Origin of the sequence: Aminobacter aminovorans, assembly GCF_900445235.1 — a bacterium.
GTDB lineage: Bacteria > Pseudomonadota > Alphaproteobacteria > Rhizobiales > Rhizobiaceae > Aminobacter > Aminobacter aminovorans.
Genome location: NZ_UFSM01000001.1, coordinates 3,890,378 through 3,909,740, shown reverse-complemented (window position 1 = coordinate 3,909,740; position 19,363 = coordinate 3,890,378). Strand labels below are relative to the sequence as shown.

Here is a 19,363-nt window from a genome sequence, read left to right as displayed (position 1 = left end):
CGCTGGATTGCGGCCTGCTTGCATGGCGCCAGGTGGCAGCACCTGGCGCCATGAGCCGTCGAGAAGCAAGTCCACGAAGAGTGTGAAGCGGAGTTGCGTAAAAACAAGCAGATGGAGCGTTTCCTTGATTCAAGGACAAGCGCAACGCTCTGGCGCAATTCCAGCAGAACTGTGCAGCGGGTTTCCGTGCGGAATCGCGCAAAATCAAGGAGATAGAGCGGTTTCGCGATTCAGGGAGAAGCGCAAACGCTCTAGCGGCGGCCGAACAGCTTTTCGATGTCGGCGAGCTTGAGCTCGATATAGGTCGGGCGGCCGTGGTTGCAGGTGCCCGATCCCGGCGTCGCCTCCATCTGGCGCAGCAGCGCGTTCATCTCCTCGGGCCGCAACCGGCGGCCCGACCGCACCGAGCCGTGGCAGGCCATGGTGGCGGCGATCGCATGCAGCCGCTCCTTCAGCGTGTCCGCCGTGTCGCTGTCGGCGATCTCATCGGCGAGGTCGCGCACCAGTTGCGTGACATCGGTTTCGCCGAGCATCGCAGGCGTTTCGCGCACCGCCACGGCACCTGGGCCGAAACGTTCGACGCCGAGACCGAAGCGGGCCAGAGTTTCGGAATGCAGCGCCAGCCGCTCGGCGTCTTCTTCGGGCATGTCGACGATCTCGGGCAGCAGCAGCATCTGCGAGGGGATCGGGCGCGAATGCAGCGCGTTCTTCAGCGCCTCATAGACGAGCCGCTCATGGGCGGCGTGCTGGTCGACGATGACGAGCGAGTCGCTGGTCTGTGCGACGATGTAGTTTTCATGCACCTGCGCCCGGGCAGCACCCAGTTCGGTCCGCAACAGCGCTTCGACCATTTCAGCCTGGCCGGCGCGGGCATCGGCACTGTGCAGCGGTCCTGCGTCGAAGCTCGCCTGCGCTGCCTCGGCAAAGCCCGCGTCGAGCGGCCGGAACGGCGAGCGCTGCGGCTCGTAACTGGCCGAGGTGGCGGCGCGGAAATCCGGATTGTAGGCGCGATGGCCGTTGGCCGGGCCGGGGTGGCCGTAGCTGGTCGGTCCCGGCCGGAACGCCCCCATCATCGCATGCGTGCCTGTCGTCGCCGGCCGGATGCCGGCATTGGCCAGTGCCTGGCGGATCGCGCCGACGATCAGGCCGCGCACCAGCCCAGGATCGCGAAAGCGCACGTCGGCCTTGGCCGGATGCACGTTGACGTCGACGACGGCCGGGTCGAGCGTCAGGAACAGCACCGTAACCGCATGGCGGTCGCGCGGCAGAACGTCGGCATAGGCGCCGCGTATCGCCGAGGCGATCAGCTTGTCGCGCACCGGCCGGCCGTTGACATAGGCATATTGCTGCAGCGCATTGCCCCTGGTGTAGGACGGGATCGAGACATGGCCTTCGAGTCGCACGCTCTCGCGCGCGGCATCGATGACGATCGAATTGTCGGGAAAATCCGTGCCCATCACCTGGGCGATGCGGGCAAGCCGGCCCTCGACTTCATCCGAGGTCGCCGACAATTCCAGCGTCGAGCGGTCGGTGCCCGACAAAGTGAAGCGCACGGCCGGGAAGGCAATCGCAATGCGCTTGACCGTGTCGGCGATGGCCATGGCTTCCGCGCGCTCGGTCTTCATGAATTTGAGCCGGGCAGGCGTGGCATAGAACAGGTCGCGCACCTCGACCGTGGTGCCGCGGTTGCTGGGCGCCGGACGCACGCCCGACACCCGGCCGCCCTCGACAGTGATCTCGGCGCCGCTGTCGGCTGACCTGGTGCGCGACCGGATGGCGAGCTTCGACACCGAGCCGATCGACGGCAAGGCCTCGCCGCGGAAACCGAGCGAGCGGATGTCGAGGATGTCGTCGCCGAGCTTCGAGGTGCAGTGGCGCGAGATCGCCAGCGAAAGCTCGTCCTCGGGCATGCCCGAACCGTCGTCGACGACGCGGATCAGATTCAGCCCGCCGCCTGCTGTCGCCACCTCGATGCGCGCCGCACCGGCGTCGAGCGCGTTCTCGACCAGTTCCTTGACCACGCTGGCCGGCCGTTCCACGACTTCGCCGGCGGCGATCTGGTTGATCATTGTTTCGGAAAGCTGGCGAATGGGCATGGCCGGACTATAGCGGGATTCGGTTGGGTCGGGACAGGTCCATTGCCGGGCGCCGGGCCATCCACAGCGGATTGCTGGACCTTGTGTATGGTAGGGTCAGTTGTCTTGCCGGGCAGGTCCGCGCGCGTTGCGACGGCGGCACGACACGCAGCGCCTCACGCCTGCGCCGCCAGCCAGTCGCGCACCTTTTCAGCACTTTCGCTCAGCACGCGATTCCTCGGCCAGGCGACATGGAAACCCTTGTTCGTCGTCATGACGTGGTCGGACAGCCGGACCAGAAGCCCGGCCGCGATCAGCCGGTCGGTGAGGTGACGCCAGCCCAGCGCGATGCCCTGGCCTTCCATGACAGCCTGGATGACCAGCACATAGTCGTTGATGACCAGCCCACGCTTGGCGACCGCGCCGTTGAGACCGGCCGACTGGAACCATTCGTTCCAGGTCGCAGCCGGGCGATAGGGTTCTTCGAGGTGGATCAGGTGGTGCAGGGTGATCTCGGCCGGTGTCTTTGGCGTGCCGGCGCGCGCGAGATAGGCCGGCCCGGCGACCGGATAGACCTCCTCGTCGGCGATCTGCAAAAGCTCGTAGTCGGGCCAGTCGGCGGCGTCGCCGCCGCGTATGCCGAGCGGAATGCCCTCGGCGATCAGGTCGAGGTCGCGGTCGGCGGTCTGGATGCGCAGGTCGATGCCGGGCAGGTCGTCGCGGAATTTCTGCAGCCGCGGCATCATCCAGAACGAGGCAAAGGCGGTCGACGCCGACAGCGTCACATGCATGCCGCCGGCGCGTGCCCTGAGCTCCTCCGCCGACTTGCGGATATGCGACAGGCCGAGCGTGACATCGGCATGGAAGCGCTCGCCGGCCTCGGTCAATAGCACCTGGCGGTGGCGGCGCTGGAACAGCTTGGCACTGAGCTGGTCCTCCAGTCCGCGGATGGCATAGGAGACGGCGGCCTGGGTCATGCCGAGTTCGCGTCCGGCGGCGGTGAAGCTGGCCAGCCGCCCGGCGGCTTCGAAGACGATCAGGCTGCCGGCCGAGGGCAACAGGTGGCGCAGGTTCTGCATAAGCCAAGCTTATGCAAGTGATGAGGATTTTCAAGCGTCACAGTATCGAATCCAAAGGCTAGCTTCATGCTGGAACGATTTGGAGCCTGACATGAGCGTCGCCACCGCCGAAGCCCCTGGTGAGCCCGCCAAGCGCCGCGAGCGCGGCGGCCGCAACGCCCGCCGCGAGCAGCGCTCGCATGGGCCCGAGGCGCATGGCCGGCCCTTTATCATGAGGAACATCCCGACCTACGACATCCTCTCCCAGGACAACCTCGTCCGCATCGAGGCGACCGCCGACAGGATCCTTGCCGAGATCGGCATCGAGTTCCGTGACGACCCTGTTGCACTGGATCACTGGAAACGGGCCGGGGCCAAGGTCGAGGGTGTGCTGGTCAAGTTCGAGCCCGGCCTGCTGCGCGAGGTGCTGAAGACCGCACCGGCAAGCTTCACCCAGCACGCCCGCAACCCCGAACGCTCGGTCGAGATCGGCGGCAAAAGCGTGGTGTTTTCGCCGGCCTATGGCTCGCCCTTCGTCATGGATCTCGACAAGGGCCGCCGCTACGGCACCATCGAGGATTTCCGCAATTTCGTGAAGCTGGCGCAGTCCTCGCCCTGGCTGCACCATTCCGGCGGCACCATCTGCGAGCCGGTCGACGTGCCGGTCAACAAGCGCCATCTCGACATGGTCTACAGCCACATCCGCTACTCCGACCGCGCCTTCATGGGCTCGGTGACCTCGGAGGCGCGTGCGGAAGATTCCATCGACATGGCGCGTATCGTCTTTGGCGAGGCGTTCACCGACCGGAACTGCGTCATATTGGGCAATGTCAACGTCAACTCGCCGCTGGTCTGGGACGCCACCATGACCACGGCTTTGCGCGCCTATGCCCGCGCCAACCAGGCGGCTGTCATCGTGCCGTTCATCCTCGGCGGCGCCATGGGGCCGGTGACCAATGCCGGCGCCATCGCCCAGTCGCTGGCCGAGACCATGGCCGGCTGTGCCCTGACCCAGCTCGAACGGCCCGGCGCGCCCGTCATCTTCGGCAATTTCCTGTCGTCCATGTCGCTGCGCTCGGGTTCGCCGACCTTCGGCACGCCGGAACCGGCGATCGGCTCGATGGTCATCGGGCAACTGGCCCGGCGGCTCAACCTGCCGCTGCGCTGCTCCGGCAATTTCACCACCTCCAAGTTGCCCGACGCCCACGCCATGAACGAAGGCACCATGTCGATGCTGGCGGCGGTGCATTGCGGCGCCAACTTCATCCTGCATTCAGCCGGTTTCCTCGACGGGCTGTTGTCGATGTCCTACGAGAAGTTCGTCATGGACGCCGATTTCTGCGGCGCGCTGCACACCTATCTCGACGGCGTCAAGATCGACGACAACCAGCTGGCGCTCGACGCCTTCCGCGAGGTCGGCCCCGGCAACCATTTCTTCGGCTGCGCCCACACCATGGCCAATTACGAGACGGCATTCTGGGATTCGGCCATCGCCGACAACGAGCCTTACGAAAAATGGGAGGCGGCGGGTTCGACCGACGCCGCCACCCGCGCCAACCGGCGCTGGAAGACGATGCTCGCCGAATATGAGGCGCCGCCGCTCGACGAAGGCATAGATGAGGCGCTGAAGGACTTCATGACGCGCAGGAAGGCGTCGATGGAAGACGCTTGGTATTGAGGGCCGCAGCCTATGCAGGACACGGCCTTCGATCCCCTCGCGGCTCTGAAAACCTACCACGCGGCCATCGACGTGCTCGATTTCGCCGCCATCGAAGCCTGCTTCGCGGCTGACGCCTGTTATGTCTCCGATGGCGTCGGTGACGCCGTCGTCGGCCGTGACGCGATCATGGCGGCGTTTCGCGGCTATTTCGCCTGCTATGGCGACCAGGTCTCCAAGGACGAGCAGGTGGCGGCATTGTCGCAGCACGCCGCCTGGTCGCGCTGGCGGCTCGAGGCGACGCATGCTGTGTCAGGCGCCCGCCTCGTCAGGTCGGGTGAGGAGACGGTCTATTTCGACGCCGACGGCAGGATCATGCGCGTCGAGGTCAAGGATGACGCTGGCGCGCAAGGCAGCGGCCGATGATGCGTGCTATTGAGGGCCATCACGCCAACGCCGAGGCCGCCATGAAAGCCGCTTTTGCAACTGCCATCCTGCCCTTGCTGGCCACCCCAGCATTTGCCGGCACCGCCGTCGAGGCGATCAGGCCGTTCTACGACCATGTCGGGCTCGAACTCGATCCGGCCGAACGCGGCCGCTTCGTCGATCCGGCCAAGGCGGTGCTCGACGCCCGCGACCAGCTCGAAAAATCGGAACAGGGCGATTGCCTGGATACCAACATGCCGCTCGACAGCACGGCCTATGACAAGGCCGAGCTCGACAGAAGCCTGAAGATCATCGGCTCGGAAACAGGCGACACGGCGATCGTGGTCGCGGCGTTTACCGCGGCCGGCGAGCCGCATCGCATGCAGTGGAAGCTGAAGAAGGTCGACGGCGAATGGAAGGTCGCCGACCTGCTGTCGGTGACCAATGAATGGGCTCTCAGCCAGTATCAATGCCAGTGAGCGCCCAAATCTCTTCGAAACGTTCAGCCGCGGCCGCGATAGGGCGCGACACCGGTTTCGGGCAGCCACACCCCTTCCGGCGGCCTGCCGGTCTGCCAGAACACGTCGATCGGGATGCCGCCGCGCGGATACCAGTAGCCGGCAATGCGCAGCCACAGCGGTTTTGTCGCGGCGACGACGCGGCGGCCGATCATCACGGTGCAGTCCTCGTGGAAGGCGCCATGGTTGCGGAACGAGACCATGAACAGCTTCAGCGACTTGGATTCGACCAGCATGCGGTCGGGGGCATAGTCGATGACGATGTGGGCGAAGTCGGGCTGGCCGGTGACAGGGCACAGCGAGGTGAACTCCGGGCAGGTGAAGCGCACGATGGCGGGCGGACCGCCGAGGCGGTCGTAAGGCACGGTTTCGAGCACGGCTGTCTCGGGCGAAGTCGGCGTCTGCACATGGGTGCCGAGCTGGGTGAGGGTGTCGGTGTTGGTCATTGGGCGGCTCTTCTGGATCGGCCTGGCTCAATGCCCGAAAGGCGGCATGCGCCAGACTGCACGGGCCAGATTTTCAAGTGGCGTGTATTAGCGCCTGACAATGCGGGAAGGCAATGACCAGCAACGATCCGCTTCTCCAGCCCTACCAGCTCCGGCATCTCACGCTCAAGAACCGCATCATGTCGACGAGCCACGAGCCGGCCTATTCCGAGGACGGCATGCCCAAGGAGCGCTACCGGCTCTACCATGCCGAAAAGGCCAGGGGCGGCATGGCGCTGACCATGACGGCGGGCTCTGCCATCGTGTCGCGCGACAGCCCGGCCGCCTTCGGCAATCTGCACGCTTATGACGACGCCATCGTGCCCTGGATGGCCGATCTGGCGGAGGCGTGTCACGAGCATGACTGCAAGGTGATGATCCAGCTCACCCATCTCGGCCGGCGCACCGCCTGGAACAAGGCCGACTGGCTGCCGGTGCTGAGTGCCTCGCCGGTGCGCGAGGCCGCCCATCGCACCTTCCCCAAGACCGCCGAGGACTGGGACCTCGACCGCATCGTTGCCGACTATGCCTCGGCCGCGCAGCGCATGCAGGCGGCGGGGCTCGACGGCATCGAGTTCGAGGCCTACGGCCATCTGCTCGACGGTTTCTGGTCGCCTGTCACCAACCACCGCGATGACGATCATGGCGGTTCGCTCGACAACCGCCTGCGCTTCACCTGGCGGGTCATCGATGCGGTGCGCGCGGCCGTCGGCCCGGATTTCCTCGTCGGCATCCGCATGGTCGCCGACGAGGACATGGACAAGGGTCTCACGCGCGACGAGGGCGTCGAGATCGCCCGGCGGCTGGCGTCGTCAGGAAAGTTCGATTTCCTCAACATCATCCGCGGCCATATCGACACCGATGCCGCACTGACCGGCGTCATCCCCATCCACGGCATGCCGTCCTCGCCGCATCTCGATTTTGCCGGTGAAATCAGGGCGGCAACGAAGTTTCCGGTCTTCCACGCCGCACGTATTTCCGACGTCGCCACCGCCCGCCATGCGATTGCATCAGGCAAGCTCGACATGGTCGGCATGACACGCGCCCACATCGCCGATCCGCATATCACCGCAAAAGTGATGGCGGGCGAGGAGCACCGGATCAGGCCCTGCGTCGGCGCCACATACTGCCTCGACCGCATCTATGAGGGCGGCGGCGCGCTCTGCATCCACAATGCCGCCACCGGCCGCGAGGCGACGATCCCGCATGTCATTTCCCGCACCGATGGGCCGCTGCGCAGAACCGTCGTGGTCGGCGCCGGCGCTGCCGGGCTTGAGGCGGCACGGGTCCTTGGCGAGCGCGGCCACAAGGTGACCGTCCTTGAAGCCGCGAGCCAGGCCGGCGGCCAGATCAGGCTGGCCGCCCAGAACCCGCGCCGGCGCGAGCTGATCGGCATCGTCGACTGGCGGCTGGCCGAGCTGGAGCGCCTCGGCGTCGAGATCCGCTACGACATCTGGGCCGGCGCGGACGACGTGCTGGCGCTCGACCCCGACGCCGTGGTGATCGCCACCGGCGGCCTGCCGCAGAACCCGCCGCTCGACGGCGGCGACGAGCTGGTGACCTCGAGCTGGGACATCATTGCCGGCAGCGTCAAGCCGTCCGAAAACGTACTGCTTTATGACGACAATGGCGGCCACCAGGGCATGACGGCGGCCGAGCTGATCGGCAAGGCCGGCAGGAAGCTCGAGCTTCTGACGCCGGAGCGCTTTTTTGCCCCCGAGATCGGCGGCATGAACCACGTGCCCTATATGGAGGCGTTTCACCGCCATGGGGTGAAGATCACCATCAACACGCGGCTGCAACGGGTGCGGCGCGACGGCAACCAGCTGGTGGCAACGCTTGTTTCGGATTTCGCCAAGGGCTGGAGCGAGGAGCGCCGCGTCGACCAGGTGGTGGTCGAGCATGGCACGCTGCCGCTCGACGAGCTCTATCTCGAACTCAAGCCGCTGTCGAAGAATTCAGGCGCCATCGACTATAACAGTCTGATCCATGGCGGCGACATCTTCCCCGACAACAACCCGGAGGGCCGTTTCCTCTTGCTGCGCATCGGCGACGCGGTTCAGGCGCGCAACATCCACGCCGCCATCTATGACGGCATCCGCTTCGGCCTCAGGATCTGACGGTTTCCGCCGTCAGCCAGCGGACGAATTCGCGCAGGCCCGGGCGGTCCTCGCTGCCTGGGCGGAAGGCGAGCCGGTAGGGCGCTTCGCCGGCGATGCGGTTGGGCGAGGCCATGACCAGCCGGCCGGTGCCGAGTTCGCGCTCGGCCAGCACCTCAGGCACCAGCGCCACGCCAAGGCCGGCGACCGCCGCCTCGACCACCATCGAGAACTGCTCGAAGCGGTGGCCGCGCAAGGTGGTGCGCGGGTCGATGCCGGCGGCCTGGAACCATTGCAGCCACAGCGTCGGCCGCGTCGACTGTTGCAGCAGCGGCAACGCGGCAAGTTCGGCATCGTCGAGTGCAGCGCGCCCGTCGAGCAGTTCAGGCGCGGCGACCACGACGAGGACCTCGTCGAACAGCCTGACGACGCCGGGCTGTCCCGTCTCGGCCGGACCGCGCTGGATCGCGGCATCGAAGGCTTCGGTTTCGAAGTCGACGGTTTCCAGCCGCACCGCAAGGTCGATGGCGACATGTGGGTGGGCGGCGTGGAAGCCGGCAAGCCTGGGGATCAGCCAGCGGTCGGCCAATGTCGGCAGCACCGCGAGGCTGAGCACGTCGGACTGGCCGCCAAAAGCCATGGTGCGCACCGCCGCCTCATGCAGGCTGTCGAGAATGGCTTCGGCATCGCGGGCAAAGCGCCGGCCGGCATCCGACAGCGCCAGCCGCTGCCGGACACGGTGGAACAGCGCCACGCCGAGCCGGTCCTCCAGCTGGCCGATCGAGCGGCTGACCGAGCTTTGCGTCAGGCCAAGCTGATCGGCGGCGCGAATTGTCGTGCCGAGGCTGGCGCAGGCGCGAAACGCCTCAAGCTCTGCAATCGTTGGGACATAGCTGCGGCGCATCGCCTGGCCTCTGACCGAGTTGATCGAATTTACGCATAAACTATGCGAGATTACTTGTTAGCGAAAAGTGCCGAAGCGGTCTAGGATGGCGACGAATTCACCCATTCTCCGGAGGAACCATGAGCGCATCCACACCGGCCGGCGGCGGCAGCTTTGTCTGGGCCGACCCGTTCCTGATCGAAGACCAGCTGACCGAAGACGAGCGCATGGTGCGCGACGGCGCCGCAGCCTTTGCCGCCGACAAGCTCGCGCCGCGCATCGAGGAGGCCTATCTCGACGAGAAGACCGATCCGGCGATCTTCCGCGAAATGGGCGAGGCCGGCCTGCTCGGCATCACTGTTCCCGAGGAATATGGCGGCCTTGGCGCCGGCTACGTCACCTATGGGCTGGTGGCGCGCGAGGTCGAGCGCATCGATTCCGGCTATCGCTCGATGATGTCGGTGCAGTCGTCCTTGGTGATGTACCCGATCTATGCCTATGGCTCCGAGGAGCAGCGCAAGAAGTACCTGCCCAAGCTTGCTTCGGGTGAGTGGATCGGCTGCTTCGGCCTGACCGAGCCGGACGCAGGTTCCGACCCGGGCGGCATGAAGACCCGCGCCGAGAAGACCGCCAATGGCTACAGGATCTCCGGCTCGAAGATGTGGATCTCAAACGCGCCGATCGCCGATGTCTTCGTCGTCTGGGCCAAGTCTGCAGCCCATGACAACCAGATCCGCGGTTTCGTGCTCGAAAAGGGCATGAAGGGCCTGTCGGCGCCGAAGATCGGCGGCAAGCTGTCGCTGCGCGCCTCGATCACTGGCGAGATCGTCATGGAAGGCGTCGAAGTCGGCGAAGACGCGCTGCTGCCCAACGTCTCGGGCCTCAAGGGGCCGTTCGGCTGCCTCAATCGCGCCCGCTACGGCATTTCCTGGGGCGTCATGGGTGCGGCCGAGGATTGCTGGCACCGCGCCCGCCAGTATGGCCTCGACCGCAAGCAGTTCGGCAAGCCGCTGGCCGGCACCCAGCTCTACCAGAAGAAGCTGGCCGACATGCAGACCGAGATCGCGCTCGGCCTGCAGGGTTCGCTGCGTGTCGGCCGCCTGATGGACGAGCACAAGTTCGCGCCGGAGATGATCTCGATCGTCAAGCGCAACAATTGCGGCAAGGCCCTCGACATCGCCCGTGTCGCCCGCGACATGCATGGCGGCAACGGCATCCAGATCGGCTACCACGTCATGCGCCACGCGCAGAATTTGGAGACGGTCAACACCTATGAAGGCACGCATGACGTGCATGCGCTGATCCTGGGCCGCGCCCAGACCGGCCTGCAGGCGTTCTTCTAAGCCTCGGCCGCAACCCGAAGTCGCCTAAAGCGGCCGCAAAGCAAGCGCTTCGCGGCCGCTTTTGTTGGCGCTGCAGACCGCCCGCGGAGCCAATACGACTTTCGCTTTCAGGTTTAGGAAGTGCGAATATATTTCGACTTACGCGCGAATTGTTTCATTGATCTGAAACATGAGCGGCGGCTGCCAACCTCAAACGGTTACATCGCGTCGATAATTCCCGATCTGGCCGGCTGATTTCGCCGGGGTGCGGGGAGAATAATCTGTGAGCGCTCAGACCAGGGCTGAAAACGCCAACCAGATCTTGTGGTTCGGCGACAACCTGATGACCATCCGCGTGCCGGCGAGCGCCGGCGACGACCAGATCAGCGTCATCGAATGCCGCATGCCGCAGGGCGAAACGACGCCGCTGCACATCACGCTCAGCGGCGACGAAGTCATTCACATGCTCGAAGGCACGATGCAGTTTTTCGTCGACGGCAAGGATTTCCCTGTCCATGTCGGCCAGACGGTGATGGCCCCCAAGGGGCTGCCGCACAATTTCAGAATCGAATCGACTGACGCCGCAACATGCCTGATCGTCACCCAGGGTGCCGAGTTCGAGCAGATGGTTCGCCAGATGAGCATGCCGGCGCCGACCGACAGCCTGCCGCCGCGGGCGGAGCGTACGCCTGAGACGACGCAGCGTTTCTTCGACACCTGCGCCCAACACAACATCGAGGTCGTCGGCGCTCCGCTACGATAGCGCCGACATCAGGCTGGACGGGTGCGGGGGCGTGTCCGTCCAGCCATCTCTTCAAAGGCTGCCTCTTCAAAGGCTGCAGGAAAACAGCGGTTCGCCGAACAGGTCAGGCTCGACGTCGAGGCCGAGACCCGGCCCGCCGGGCAGGGCCATCATGCCGCCTGAAATGGCAAACTCGCCGCTTGCATTGGCCACCGTCACCCAGTTGTGGAAGTCGACAGTGTGCTGCCTGAGATGCTCGGGCGTCGACAAGAGCAGGCCCGAATAGGCCGCCGTGTCGATCTGGGCGCCGCCGGTGTCTTCGATCGTCACCTTCAGGTTTTTGGCAATCGCGATGTCGCGCAAAAGCTTGGCCTTGGTCAGGCCGCCGACGCGCGCGAGCTTGATGGTGATGCCGTCGACCAGACCGTCTGATATCGCGCGGATGAGCACATCGGCGCCGTCTATGGTCTCGTCAAGCACCAGCGGCCGGTCGGTGGCGCGGCGGATGGCGAGGTTTTCCTCATAACTCGCGCAAGGCTGCTCCAGTGTGTAGTCGAGATTGCGCGTCGCCATCAGGAAACGCCTTGTCTCCGCTGTGCCCCAGCTGGCATTGGCGTCGCAGAACAGCACGGTCTCGCTGGGCACCGCTGCCCGCACCGCCTCCAGCCGTGCGATATCCTCATTGACGTCGAGCCCGACCTTGACCTGCAGCCGGCGATACCCTTCGGCGATGTATTTTGTCGCCCTGACAGCCATGGCGTCGGGCGCCTGCTGGGCGATGGAGCGGTAGAGCGCAAGGCGCTCTCCCTCGGCGCCGCCTGAGAGCGCGGCCAGCGACAGGCCGGCGCGTTTGCCGGCCAGGTCCCACAGCGCCATGTCGATGGCCGACTTGGCGTAAGGATGGCCCTTGAGCAACAGCTCCATGCGCCGGTTGAGCGCCTCGATGCCTGATGCCGCGCAGCCGAGCAACTGCGGCGCCAGTTCCTTCATCGCTTCGCGGGCGCCAGCGGCAAAGGCCGGGTCGTAGAAACTGCCGAGCGGCGCCATTTCGCCATAGCCCCTGGCGCCGTCGCGGCTGGTGACCTCGACGATGGTCGAATCGAAGCCCTCGGCGCTGCGCCCGCCCGAGCAGCGATAGGTGCCGTCGCGAAACGGCTGCCATTGCCTGTAGATGCGGATGCCTGAAATGCTCGCGTCGGCCATGTTGTCCCCTCGGCGCAGACTGATCTCGGCGAAGGATAAACCGGGCGGACGACCATCGCGACGAAGGAAACGGCACGTGCCCGCGTCGTTTTCCCGACAAGCTCGGCTCTCGCGAGAGGAGTTCTTTTGCTTTCGTATATGGTGCGAATTGTTTCAGGTTTCAGATACAGCGTTCGGTTTCGCTGAATTCGAACGGATACGGTCGCCGCTTAGATCGGTGGCACCGCGGCTTTTCAGACCGCGTTGCTCGAAAGGACACACAATGACCATGCATGCGAAGACCGACAGTGACGGCGAATTGCTGTGGTTCGCCGGCTCCCTGGCAACCATCAAGCTATCCGGTCAGGCGGGAGCCGACACGATCAGCGTCATCGAACATCTGATGCCCTACGGCTCGTCGCCGCCGCTCCACATCCACGTCAATGAGGACGAGGTGTTCCATATCCTCGAAGGCGTGATGCGCTTCAATGTCGGCGGCAAGGAGCTCTACGGCCGCGCCGGCCAGATCATGATGGCGCCGAAGGGTGTTCCGCACAGCTATCGCGTCGAATCCGCCGAGGGCGCCCGCTGCCTGACCGTCACCACGCGCGGCGACTTCGAGCGCCTGGTGCGGGAAATCGGCGTGCCCACAGACAAGGCGGAGTTTCCGCCTCAGCTTGCGCCGACGCCTGAGGCCATCAAGGCGCTCACCGAGGCCTGTGCTCGCAACGGCATCGACATCATCGGCGCGCCGCTGTCCTGACCAAGTCTTGAAGAGCCGGTCGTCCCGGCCGGCTCTTTTCTCGTCAAACGTGCCCGTTGCAAGGTGGCCCGGCTTGGCCGCATCCTGCGCCAGGGATGATCGACCTCTCGGGTCGTATTTCCTGTAGTATCGGCCAAGTCTTGCCGCCATATCAGGGCAACGAACGGGACATGACGCGATGACAAGTGCTTTCCTCTCCCATCTCCAGACGGAACTGTCCGGCCTCCGATCCGCCGGCCTCTACAAGTCGGAGCGGGTCATCACCTCGACGCAGGGTGCCGAAATCGAAGTCGGCGGCGAAAAGGTGCTGAATTTCTGCGCCAACAACTATCTCGGCCTCGCCGACAGCCACGAACTGCGCGACGCGGCCAAGACCGCACTCGACCGTTATGGCTACGGCATGGCCTCGGTGCGCTTCATCTGCGGCACGCAGGAAGAGCACAAGCAACTGGAGGCCAGGCTCTCCGGCTTCCTCGGCATGGAGGACACGATCCTCTATTCCTCCTGTTTCGATGCCAATGCCGGGCTGTTCGAGACGTTGCTCGGCGAAGAAGACGCCATCATCTCCGACGCGCTCAACCACGCCTCGATCATCGACGGCGTCAGGCTCTCCAAGGCCAGGCGTTTTCGCTACGCCAACAACGACATGGCGGCACTCGAGGAGGAGTTGAGGAAAGCCGAGGGCAGCCGCTTCAAGCTGATCGCCACCGACGGCGTGTTCTCGATGGACGGCATCATCGCCAATCTCAGAGGTATCTGCGACCTTGCCGACAAATACGGCGCGATGGTGATGGTCGACGACAGCCATGCCGTCGGTTTCGTCGGCCGGAACGGGCGCGGCACCCCGGAGCATTGCGGCGTCGAGGGCCGGGTCGACATCATCACCGGCACGCTCGGCAAGGCGCTGGGCGGCGCCTCCGGCGGCTACACCTCGGCCAGGCGCGAGGTCGTCGACTGGCTGCGCCAGCGCTCGCGGCCCTATCTCTTCTCCAACACGCTTGCGCCTGCCATCGCCGGCGCCTCGATCAAGGTGCTCGACATGATCGCCGGGGGCGGGGCCTTGCGCGAAAAGCTCGATGCCAATGCCCGGCACTTCCGCTCGGGCATGGGCAAGCTCGGCTTCACGCTCGCCGGCGCCGACCACCCGATCATCCCGGTCATGCTCGGCGATGCGACGGTGGCCCAGGAGATGGCCGCCCGGATGCTAAAGCGCGGCATCTATGTCATCGGCTTTTCGTTCCCGGTGGTCCCCAAGGGCCAGGCGCGCATTCGCACGCAGATGTCGGCGGCGCATTCGACAGCCGATATCGACCGCGCGATAACGGCGTTTGGCGAGGTCGGGCGTGAGCTCGGGGTGGTTTCCTAAGGCAGCGGAACGGTCAAAAGCGATTCCGGATCAAGCGATTCCAAGGACAAGACGATGTCGAACATGATGCGAGCGCTGGTAAAGGCGAAGGCTGAACCGGGTATCTGGATGGAGGAAGTGCCGGTGCCGGAGGTCGGCCCCAACGACGTGCTGATCAAGGTCAGGAAGTCGGCGATCTGCGGAACTGACGTGCACATCTACAATTGGGATCAATGGGCGCAGAAGACCGTGCCGGTGCCGATGGTGACAGGGCACGAATTTGTCGGCACCGTCGCTGATTTTGGCGCCGGGGTGAACGACTACAAGGTCGGCCAGCGCGTCTCGGGCGAAGGCCATATCGTCTGCGGCCATTGCCGAAATTGCCGGGCCGGGCGGGGACATCTGTGCCGCAACACGCTTGGAGTCGGCGTCAACCGGCCGGGCTCCTTCGCCGAATATGTCGCCATTCCCCAGCATAATGTCGTGCCGATCCCCGACGATGTCTCCGACGAGATCGCCGCGATCTTCGACCCGCTCGGCAATGCGGTACACACCGCGCTGTCCTTCGATCTCGTCGGCGAGGACGTGCTGGTCACCGGTGCCGGGCCGATCGGCATCATGGGCGCGCTGGTCGCCCAATGCGTCGGTGCCCGAAAGGTCGTCATCACCGACATCAACCCGACCCGGCTGGCGCTGGCCCGCAAGATGGGCATCCATCACGTCGTCGACGCCTCCAGGGAAAAGCTGCGCGACGTGATGCGCGAGGAAGGCATGACCGAGGGCTTTGACATCGGCCTCGAAATGTCGGGCTCGGCGGTTGCCTTCCGCGACATGATCGACACCATGAACAATGGCGGCAAGATCGCCATTCTCGGCATTGCGCCGACCGGTTTCGAAATCGACTGGAACAAGGTCATCTTCAAGATGCTGCATCTCAAGGGCATCTATGGCCGCGAAATGTTCGAGACCTGGTACAAGATGATCGCGCTGGTCCAGGGGCCGCTCGATGTCAGCGGCCTGATCACCCACCGCATCGGCATCGACGACTATCAGGCCGGTTTTGACGCCATGCGCAGCGGCAATTCCGGCAAGGTCGTCATGGATTGGTAGGGGATTGTCAGGGAAAGATTTTTCACTGTGGGGAGAAAAAATCGAATAAAGCCACGTTGCCAGCCGAAGCCCTGATTTGCTATTGAAGCGGGCCCTTCGGCCTGGAAAGACAGATGCGCCGTCACATTCGCACCCTTACTGCCCGGCATGAGCCGAAAGGACAGATGATCTCGCACGTCAAGTCGGGATCGGGCGCGATTGTCGGCCTGGCGGCCGTCGGCGGCCTGGCATCGGTCACCGGCCTGCCGATGCTGATCGCGCCGCTGGGCGCAACCGCGGTCCTGCTGTTCGGCCAGCCCGCCAGCCCGCTGGCGCAGCCGATCAACATCTTCGCCGGTTATTTCATCGCCACGCTGGTCGGCGTCGCCGCCGCGATGGCTTTCCCCGGCCTGTGGGAAGTGTCGGCCGTGGCGGTCGGTGTTTCGATTGCCCTGATGCTGATGTTCCGCGTCACCCACCCGCCGGCAGGCGCCATCCCGCTCGTTGCGACGGCGACGCCCTACCAGGGCAGCACGCTGTTCATCGTCGTGTTGTTGAGCTGCATCAGCCTGCTGCTGCTGGCACTTGTCCATCACTGGATCCCGCCACGCGCGCAATATCCGCGCCGCGTCGATTGACGCTTTGACCTTGCCTCGGTCACTTCAGGCGCTCTAGCTTGGGCGCAGGCAAAAAGAGGTTCGACATGAAAGCTGAAGTCCGGATCCCGGCTGCTCGCCCGGACAGGGGCGCATGAGCGGCCGTCTTGTCCTGCTCGGCACCAAGGGCGGGCCGGCGATCAGGCCAGGCGGCCCGTGGCCGACCTCGACGCTGCTCCAACTCGGCGGCCGCACCATTGTGATCGATTGCGGCCTCGGCGTGACGCGCGGCGTGACCGATGCCGGTCTCAGCCTCAAGGCGCTCGACCTCGTTTTCATCACCCATCTCCATTCCGACCATGTGCTCGAGCTCGGGCCGTTGCTGCACACCGCCTGGACCGCCGGGCTTGCCACACCGGTCAGGCTTTTCGGTCCGGCCGGATTGAATCGATACTGGCAGAGTTTCGTGCAAGCGCTTGAATTCGACATCGAAATCAGGATCGTCGACGAAGGTCGCCCGGATCTGCGCGAGATGGTCGAGGTGGTGGAGTTCGGCGAGGGTGAGGTGATGCGCGACGGCGATCTTTCGGTTCGCGCCCTGCGTGTCGATCATCCGCCTGTCACCGAGTGTTTTGCCCTGCGCTTCGAGCACCAGGGCACTTCAATCGTCTTTTCCGCCGATACGGCCTATTTCCCGCCTCTGGCGGAATTCGCGCGCGGCGCCGACATCCTGCTGCATGAGGCGATGCTGGAGGAGGGGGTCGAGCGGCTGGTCGCACGCACCGGCAACGGCGCGCGGTTGCGCGAACATCTGATGGCAAGCCACAGCCTGGCCGGCGAGGCGGGCACCATCGCTGCGCGTGCCGGCGTCGGCCGCCTTGTGCTCAACCACCTCATTCCGGCTGACGATCCCGACATCGGCGAGGCCGATTGGGTCGAAGCTGTCAGGAAAACATGGAATGGTCCCTTGACGATTGGTCGCGACGGGCTTGTTGTGACTGACAAGGGCGAAGACGCCCCCTAACCGGGAGGACGTGCATGAAACTGGCGACGCTGAAGAACGGTTCGCGTGACGGGAAACTGGTCATCGTCTCGCGCGACCTGACGCGATACACCGATGCCTCGTTCCTGGCACCCAACCTGCAGGCGGCGCTCGACGACTGGCGCCGGATCTCCCCGCATCTCGCGGCCTTGGCCGGCTCGCTCGAAATCGGCGCGGTGCCGTCGTCGCGGTTCCACGAGCACGACGCCCACTCGCCCTTGCCGCGCGCCTACCAGCGGCTTGGCGGCGGCGATGCCTTCGCCGGTCCGCGCGACCCGATCGAACTGCCCGGCAAGATCCGTGACGCCAGTATCGAAGCCGCTGTCGCCGTCATCGTCGGCGACGTTGCCATGGCGGCGAGCGAAGAGGCGGCGAAGGACGCGGTGGCGCTGATCGTGCTTTCCACCGATACCATCCTCGATGGCGGCCAGGCCGGCACTTCGGCGCTGTCGCCTGTCGCCGTCACCCCCGACGAACTGGGCGATGGCTGGGACGGGGCGATGCACCTGCCGCTGATTGCCGGCGCGCGCAACGTCACTTCGGTCTGGACCAGCTTTCCCAAGCTGATCGCTGAAGCCGCCGCAACCCGCGCGCTCGGCACCGGCGCCATTGTCAGGGGCGCTGTGGAAACGCTGTCGGTGTCGCTCGGCGACACGCTGCGCGTCGAGATGAAGGACAAGGCCGGCCACTCGATCTTCGGTGCCATCGAACGCCAGGTCGGCAGGTTCGAGTCGGCCTGAGACCGCTGCCCGGATGGAGTTGACCAGCCATTTCAGCCGCATGGCGCGGAACAATCTGTGGTCCAACGACCGCATCTACCGCGCCGTGCTGGCCCTACAGCCGGGCGAACTCGAGGCCGAACGGACGAGCTTTTTCCCCTCGCTCAGGGAGACGCTGAACCACATACTGGAAGTCGACCTGTTCTATCTCGACATGATCGAGGAGGGCGGCGAGGGCCAGAAGCTGTTCGACCGTTTTGTTGCCTTCGACACGGCGCAGAGTCTTGCCGCGGCGCAGGCCGAATTCGACCGGCGGCTGGTTGCCTGCTGCGACGGTCTGAGTGCAGCCGATCTGGACAGGCGGGTGCTGTCGGATCGCGGCGAGGCCGGCCAGATCCCCGAGCGCATCGGCGACCTGCTGGCGCATCTGTTCATCCACCAGATCCATCATCGCGGCCAGGTCCATGCGATGCTGTCGGGCACATCGGTCGCGCCGCCGCAACTCGACGAGTTCTTCCTCGACTACGACCTGCGCTTCAGGGGAGAAGAGGTGGAGCGGCTGGGGATTTAGACCAGCGCCACGTCATGGCGGCAAAATGCCGGATTTCCCTATGATGGGGCGAGAGCCCTTGCTCACGGCCCACAGCAGGACATGGGTATCTTGAACCGTGAACAGCTCACTTGATATAATCATCCCATTCCGGGCCGAGCTCATCAAAATCGTCCCAAATCCAGATCCCCTTCATCGCACCAATCGGGCTGGCGCGTGTGGTGTCGGCTTTGGGCGGAGCAGCGATCGTCGCCACCGCCTTGCCGTGACGCGTGACGATGATTTCTTCGCCGGCCTCCGCCCGCTTGATCAGTTCGGAGAACTTGGCTTTGGCTTCTGCGATTGAGACGTTCATGGCTCGTCCTTACGGCCATAATTTTTGGCCTCACGACCCTTCCAAGCATGAGCCCCAGTCGCCGTGCCGATCAGCCCTTGCTCTGCTGGATCGCCATGTAGAGATTGGTGCAGCGCGTGCCCGAACGGCAATAGGCGAACACCGGACCGTCCAACTCGTCGAGCGCGTCGGCCATGTCGGCAACATTGTCGCCGGTCATGGCGCCGCTGATGACGGGGATGTAGCGGAAGGCAAGGCCGGCGGCTTCGACGGCGGCCTTGACGCTGTCGGCGGAAGGCTGGCCGGGCTGCTCGTCGTCGGGGCGGTTGCAGATGACGCTCTTGAAGCCGGCGGCCTTGATGGCGGCAACTTCATCGGGAGTGATCTGGCCCGAAACCGAATAGTCGTCGGTGATCTGGCGGTATTCCATCGTCGTCCTCACAGTTTGCTGGCCGCTCCGGCGGCGCGTCGGCGCCAG

Annotated in this window: 20 protein-coding genes; 13 read left to right on the top strand and 7 right to left on the bottom strand. The window is 65.0% G+C overall.

What is annotated here, in order from left to right:
• Positions 1 to 251: 251 nt before the first annotated feature.
• Both mutL and DY201_RS19240 read right to left on the bottom strand, forming a co-directional pair.
• The gene (gene mutL / locus DY201_RS19245; RefSeq protein ID WP_115732579.1) at positions 252 to 2,096 is read right to left on the bottom strand and encodes a DNA mismatch repair endonuclease MutL; all 1,845 of its coding nucleotides are present in this window, start codon (positions 2,094 to 2,096) and stop codon (positions 252 to 254) included.
• 155 nt (positions 2,097 to 2,251) lie between these two features.
• Entirely contained in the window at positions 2,252 to 3,154 is a 903-nt protein-coding gene (locus tag DY201_RS19240) for a LysR substrate-binding domain-containing protein (protein ID WP_115732578.1), read from the bottom strand.
• A gap of 91 nt (positions 3,155 to 3,245) precedes the next feature.
• Between DY201_RS19240 and DY201_RS19235 the strand changes: the two genes are divergently transcribed.
• The 3 genes from DY201_RS19235 to DY201_RS19225 are packed head-to-tail and all read left to right on the top strand — an operon-like array spanning position 3,246 to position 5,695.
• Positions 3,246 to 4,811, top strand: a complete 1,566-nt coding sequence (locus DY201_RS19235; protein ID WP_115732577.1) for a trimethylamine methyltransferase family protein — start codon at positions 3,246 to 3,248, stop codon at positions 4,809 to 4,811.
• A 12-nt stretch (positions 4,812 to 4,823) separates the two neighbouring features.
• Entirely contained in the window at positions 4,824 to 5,216 is a 393-nt protein-coding gene (locus DY201_RS19230) for a nuclear transport factor 2 family protein (protein ID WP_115732576.1), read from the top strand.
• Positions 5,213 to 5,695 (top strand): nuclear transport factor 2 family protein, encoded by a 483-nt coding sequence (locus DY201_RS19225; protein WP_115732575.1) that lies wholly within the window; start codon positions 5,213 to 5,215, stop codon positions 5,693 to 5,695. Before DY201_RS19230 ends, DY201_RS19225 begins: the two co-directional genes overlap by 4 nt.
• Positions 5,696 to 5,718: 23 nt before the next feature.
• Here DY201_RS19225 and queF read toward each other — a convergent pair whose 3' ends face one another.
• Positions 5,719 to 6,180, bottom strand: coding sequence for a preQ(1) synthase (gene queF / locus DY201_RS19220; RefSeq protein ID WP_115732574.1), 462 nt, complete (start codon positions 6,178 to 6,180; stop codon positions 5,719 to 5,721).
• Positions 6,181 to 6,293: 113 nt separating this feature from the next.
• Between queF and DY201_RS19215 the strand changes: the two genes are divergently transcribed.
• Positions 6,294 to 8,339: an NADH:flavin oxidoreductase gene (locus DY201_RS19215; protein WP_115732573.1), complete on the top strand. Its 2,046-nt coding sequence runs from the start codon at positions 6,294 to 6,296 to the stop codon at positions 8,337 to 8,339.
• Here the strand turns inward: DY201_RS19215 and DY201_RS19210 are convergent.
• Positions 8,329 to 9,222 (bottom strand): LysR family transcriptional regulator, encoded by an 894-nt coding sequence (locus DY201_RS19210; protein ID WP_115732572.1) that lies wholly within the window; start codon positions 9,220 to 9,222, stop codon positions 8,329 to 8,331. The two genes, DY201_RS19215 and DY201_RS19210, sit on opposite strands and share 11 nt — an antisense overlap.
• 119 nt (positions 9,223 to 9,341) lie before the next feature.
• Here DY201_RS19210 and DY201_RS19205 point away from each other — a divergent pair, with 119 nt between their 5' ends.
• On the top strand, positions 9,342 to 10,544 hold the full coding sequence (locus tag DY201_RS19205) for an acyl-CoA dehydrogenase (protein ID WP_115732571.1): 1,203 nt from the start codon (positions 9,342 to 9,344) through the stop codon (positions 10,542 to 10,544).
• Between the two features lie 262 nt (positions 10,545 to 10,806).
• Complete coding sequence (locus DY201_RS19200) at positions 10,807 to 11,286, top strand: cupin domain-containing protein (protein ID WP_115732570.1); 480 nt, start codon at positions 10,807 to 10,809, stop codon at positions 11,284 to 11,286.
• Between the two features lie 66 nt (positions 11,287 to 11,352).
• Here DY201_RS19200 and DY201_RS19195 read toward each other — a convergent pair whose 3' ends face one another.
• Entirely contained in the window at positions 11,353 to 12,468 is a 1,116-nt protein-coding gene (locus tag DY201_RS19195) for a mandelate racemase/muconate lactonizing enzyme family protein (RefSeq protein WP_115732569.1), read from the bottom strand.
• A gap of 262 nt (positions 12,469 to 12,730) precedes the next feature.
• Between DY201_RS19195 and DY201_RS19190 the strand changes: the two genes are divergently transcribed.
• The 7 genes from DY201_RS19190 (at position 12,731) to DY201_RS19160 (ending at position 18,572) form a co-directional block, all read left to right on the top strand.
• Positions 12,731 to 13,210 carry a cupin domain-containing protein gene (locus DY201_RS19190; protein WP_115732568.1) on the top strand — a complete coding sequence of 160 codons (480 nt, stop codon included), beginning with the start codon at positions 12,731 to 12,733 and terminating at the stop codon, positions 13,208 to 13,210.
• Positions 13,211 to 13,388: 178 nt separating this feature from the next.
• The gene (locus tag DY201_RS19185) at positions 13,389 to 14,576 is read left to right on the top strand and encodes a glycine C-acetyltransferase (RefSeq protein WP_115732567.1); all 1,188 of its coding nucleotides are present in this window, start codon (positions 13,389 to 13,391) and stop codon (positions 14,574 to 14,576) included.
• Positions 14,577 to 14,630: 54 nt separating this feature from the next.
• Positions 14,631 to 15,665 carry an L-threonine 3-dehydrogenase gene (tdh, locus tag DY201_RS19180; RefSeq protein WP_115732566.1) on the top strand — a complete coding sequence of 345 codons (1,035 nt, stop codon included), beginning with the start codon at positions 14,631 to 14,633 and terminating at the stop codon, positions 15,663 to 15,665.
• A 113-nt stretch (positions 15,666 to 15,778) separates the two neighbouring features.
• Positions 15,779 to 16,282: an HPP family protein gene (locus DY201_RS19175; protein WP_115732565.1), complete on the top strand. Its 504-nt coding sequence runs from the start codon at positions 15,779 to 15,781 to the stop codon at positions 16,280 to 16,282.
• A gap of 112 nt (positions 16,283 to 16,394) precedes the next feature.
• The gene (locus DY201_RS19170) at positions 16,395 to 17,264 is read left to right on the top strand and encodes an MBL fold metallo-hydrolase (RefSeq protein ID WP_115732564.1); all 870 of its coding nucleotides are present in this window, start codon (positions 16,395 to 16,397) and stop codon (positions 17,262 to 17,264) included.
• A gap of 14 nt (positions 17,265 to 17,278) precedes the next feature.
• Positions 17,279 to 18,022 carry a fumarylacetoacetate hydrolase family protein gene (locus tag DY201_RS19165; RefSeq protein ID WP_115732563.1) on the top strand — a complete coding sequence of 248 codons (744 nt, stop codon included), beginning with the start codon at positions 17,279 to 17,281 and terminating at the stop codon, positions 18,020 to 18,022.
• Positions 18,023 to 18,035: 13 nt separating this feature from the next.
• A complete protein-coding gene (locus DY201_RS19160; RefSeq protein WP_115732562.1) occupies positions 18,036 to 18,572 on the top strand; it encodes a DinB family protein in 537 nt (178 codons plus the stop codon).
• Between the two features lie 106 nt (positions 18,573 to 18,678).
• Here the strand turns inward: DY201_RS19160 and DY201_RS19155 are convergent, their stop codons facing one another.
• A complete protein-coding gene (locus tag DY201_RS19155; RefSeq protein ID WP_115732561.1) occupies positions 18,679 to 18,906 on the bottom strand; it encodes a type II toxin-antitoxin system Phd/YefM family antitoxin in 228 nt (75 codons plus the stop codon).
• A gap of 70 nt (positions 18,907 to 18,976) precedes the next feature.
• Positions 18,977 to 19,315, bottom strand: a complete 339-nt coding sequence (locus tag DY201_RS19150; RefSeq protein ID WP_115732560.1) for a protein tyrosine phosphatase family protein — start codon at positions 19,313 to 19,315, stop codon at positions 18,977 to 18,979.
• Between the last annotated feature and the right edge of the window lie 48 nt (positions 19,316 to 19,363).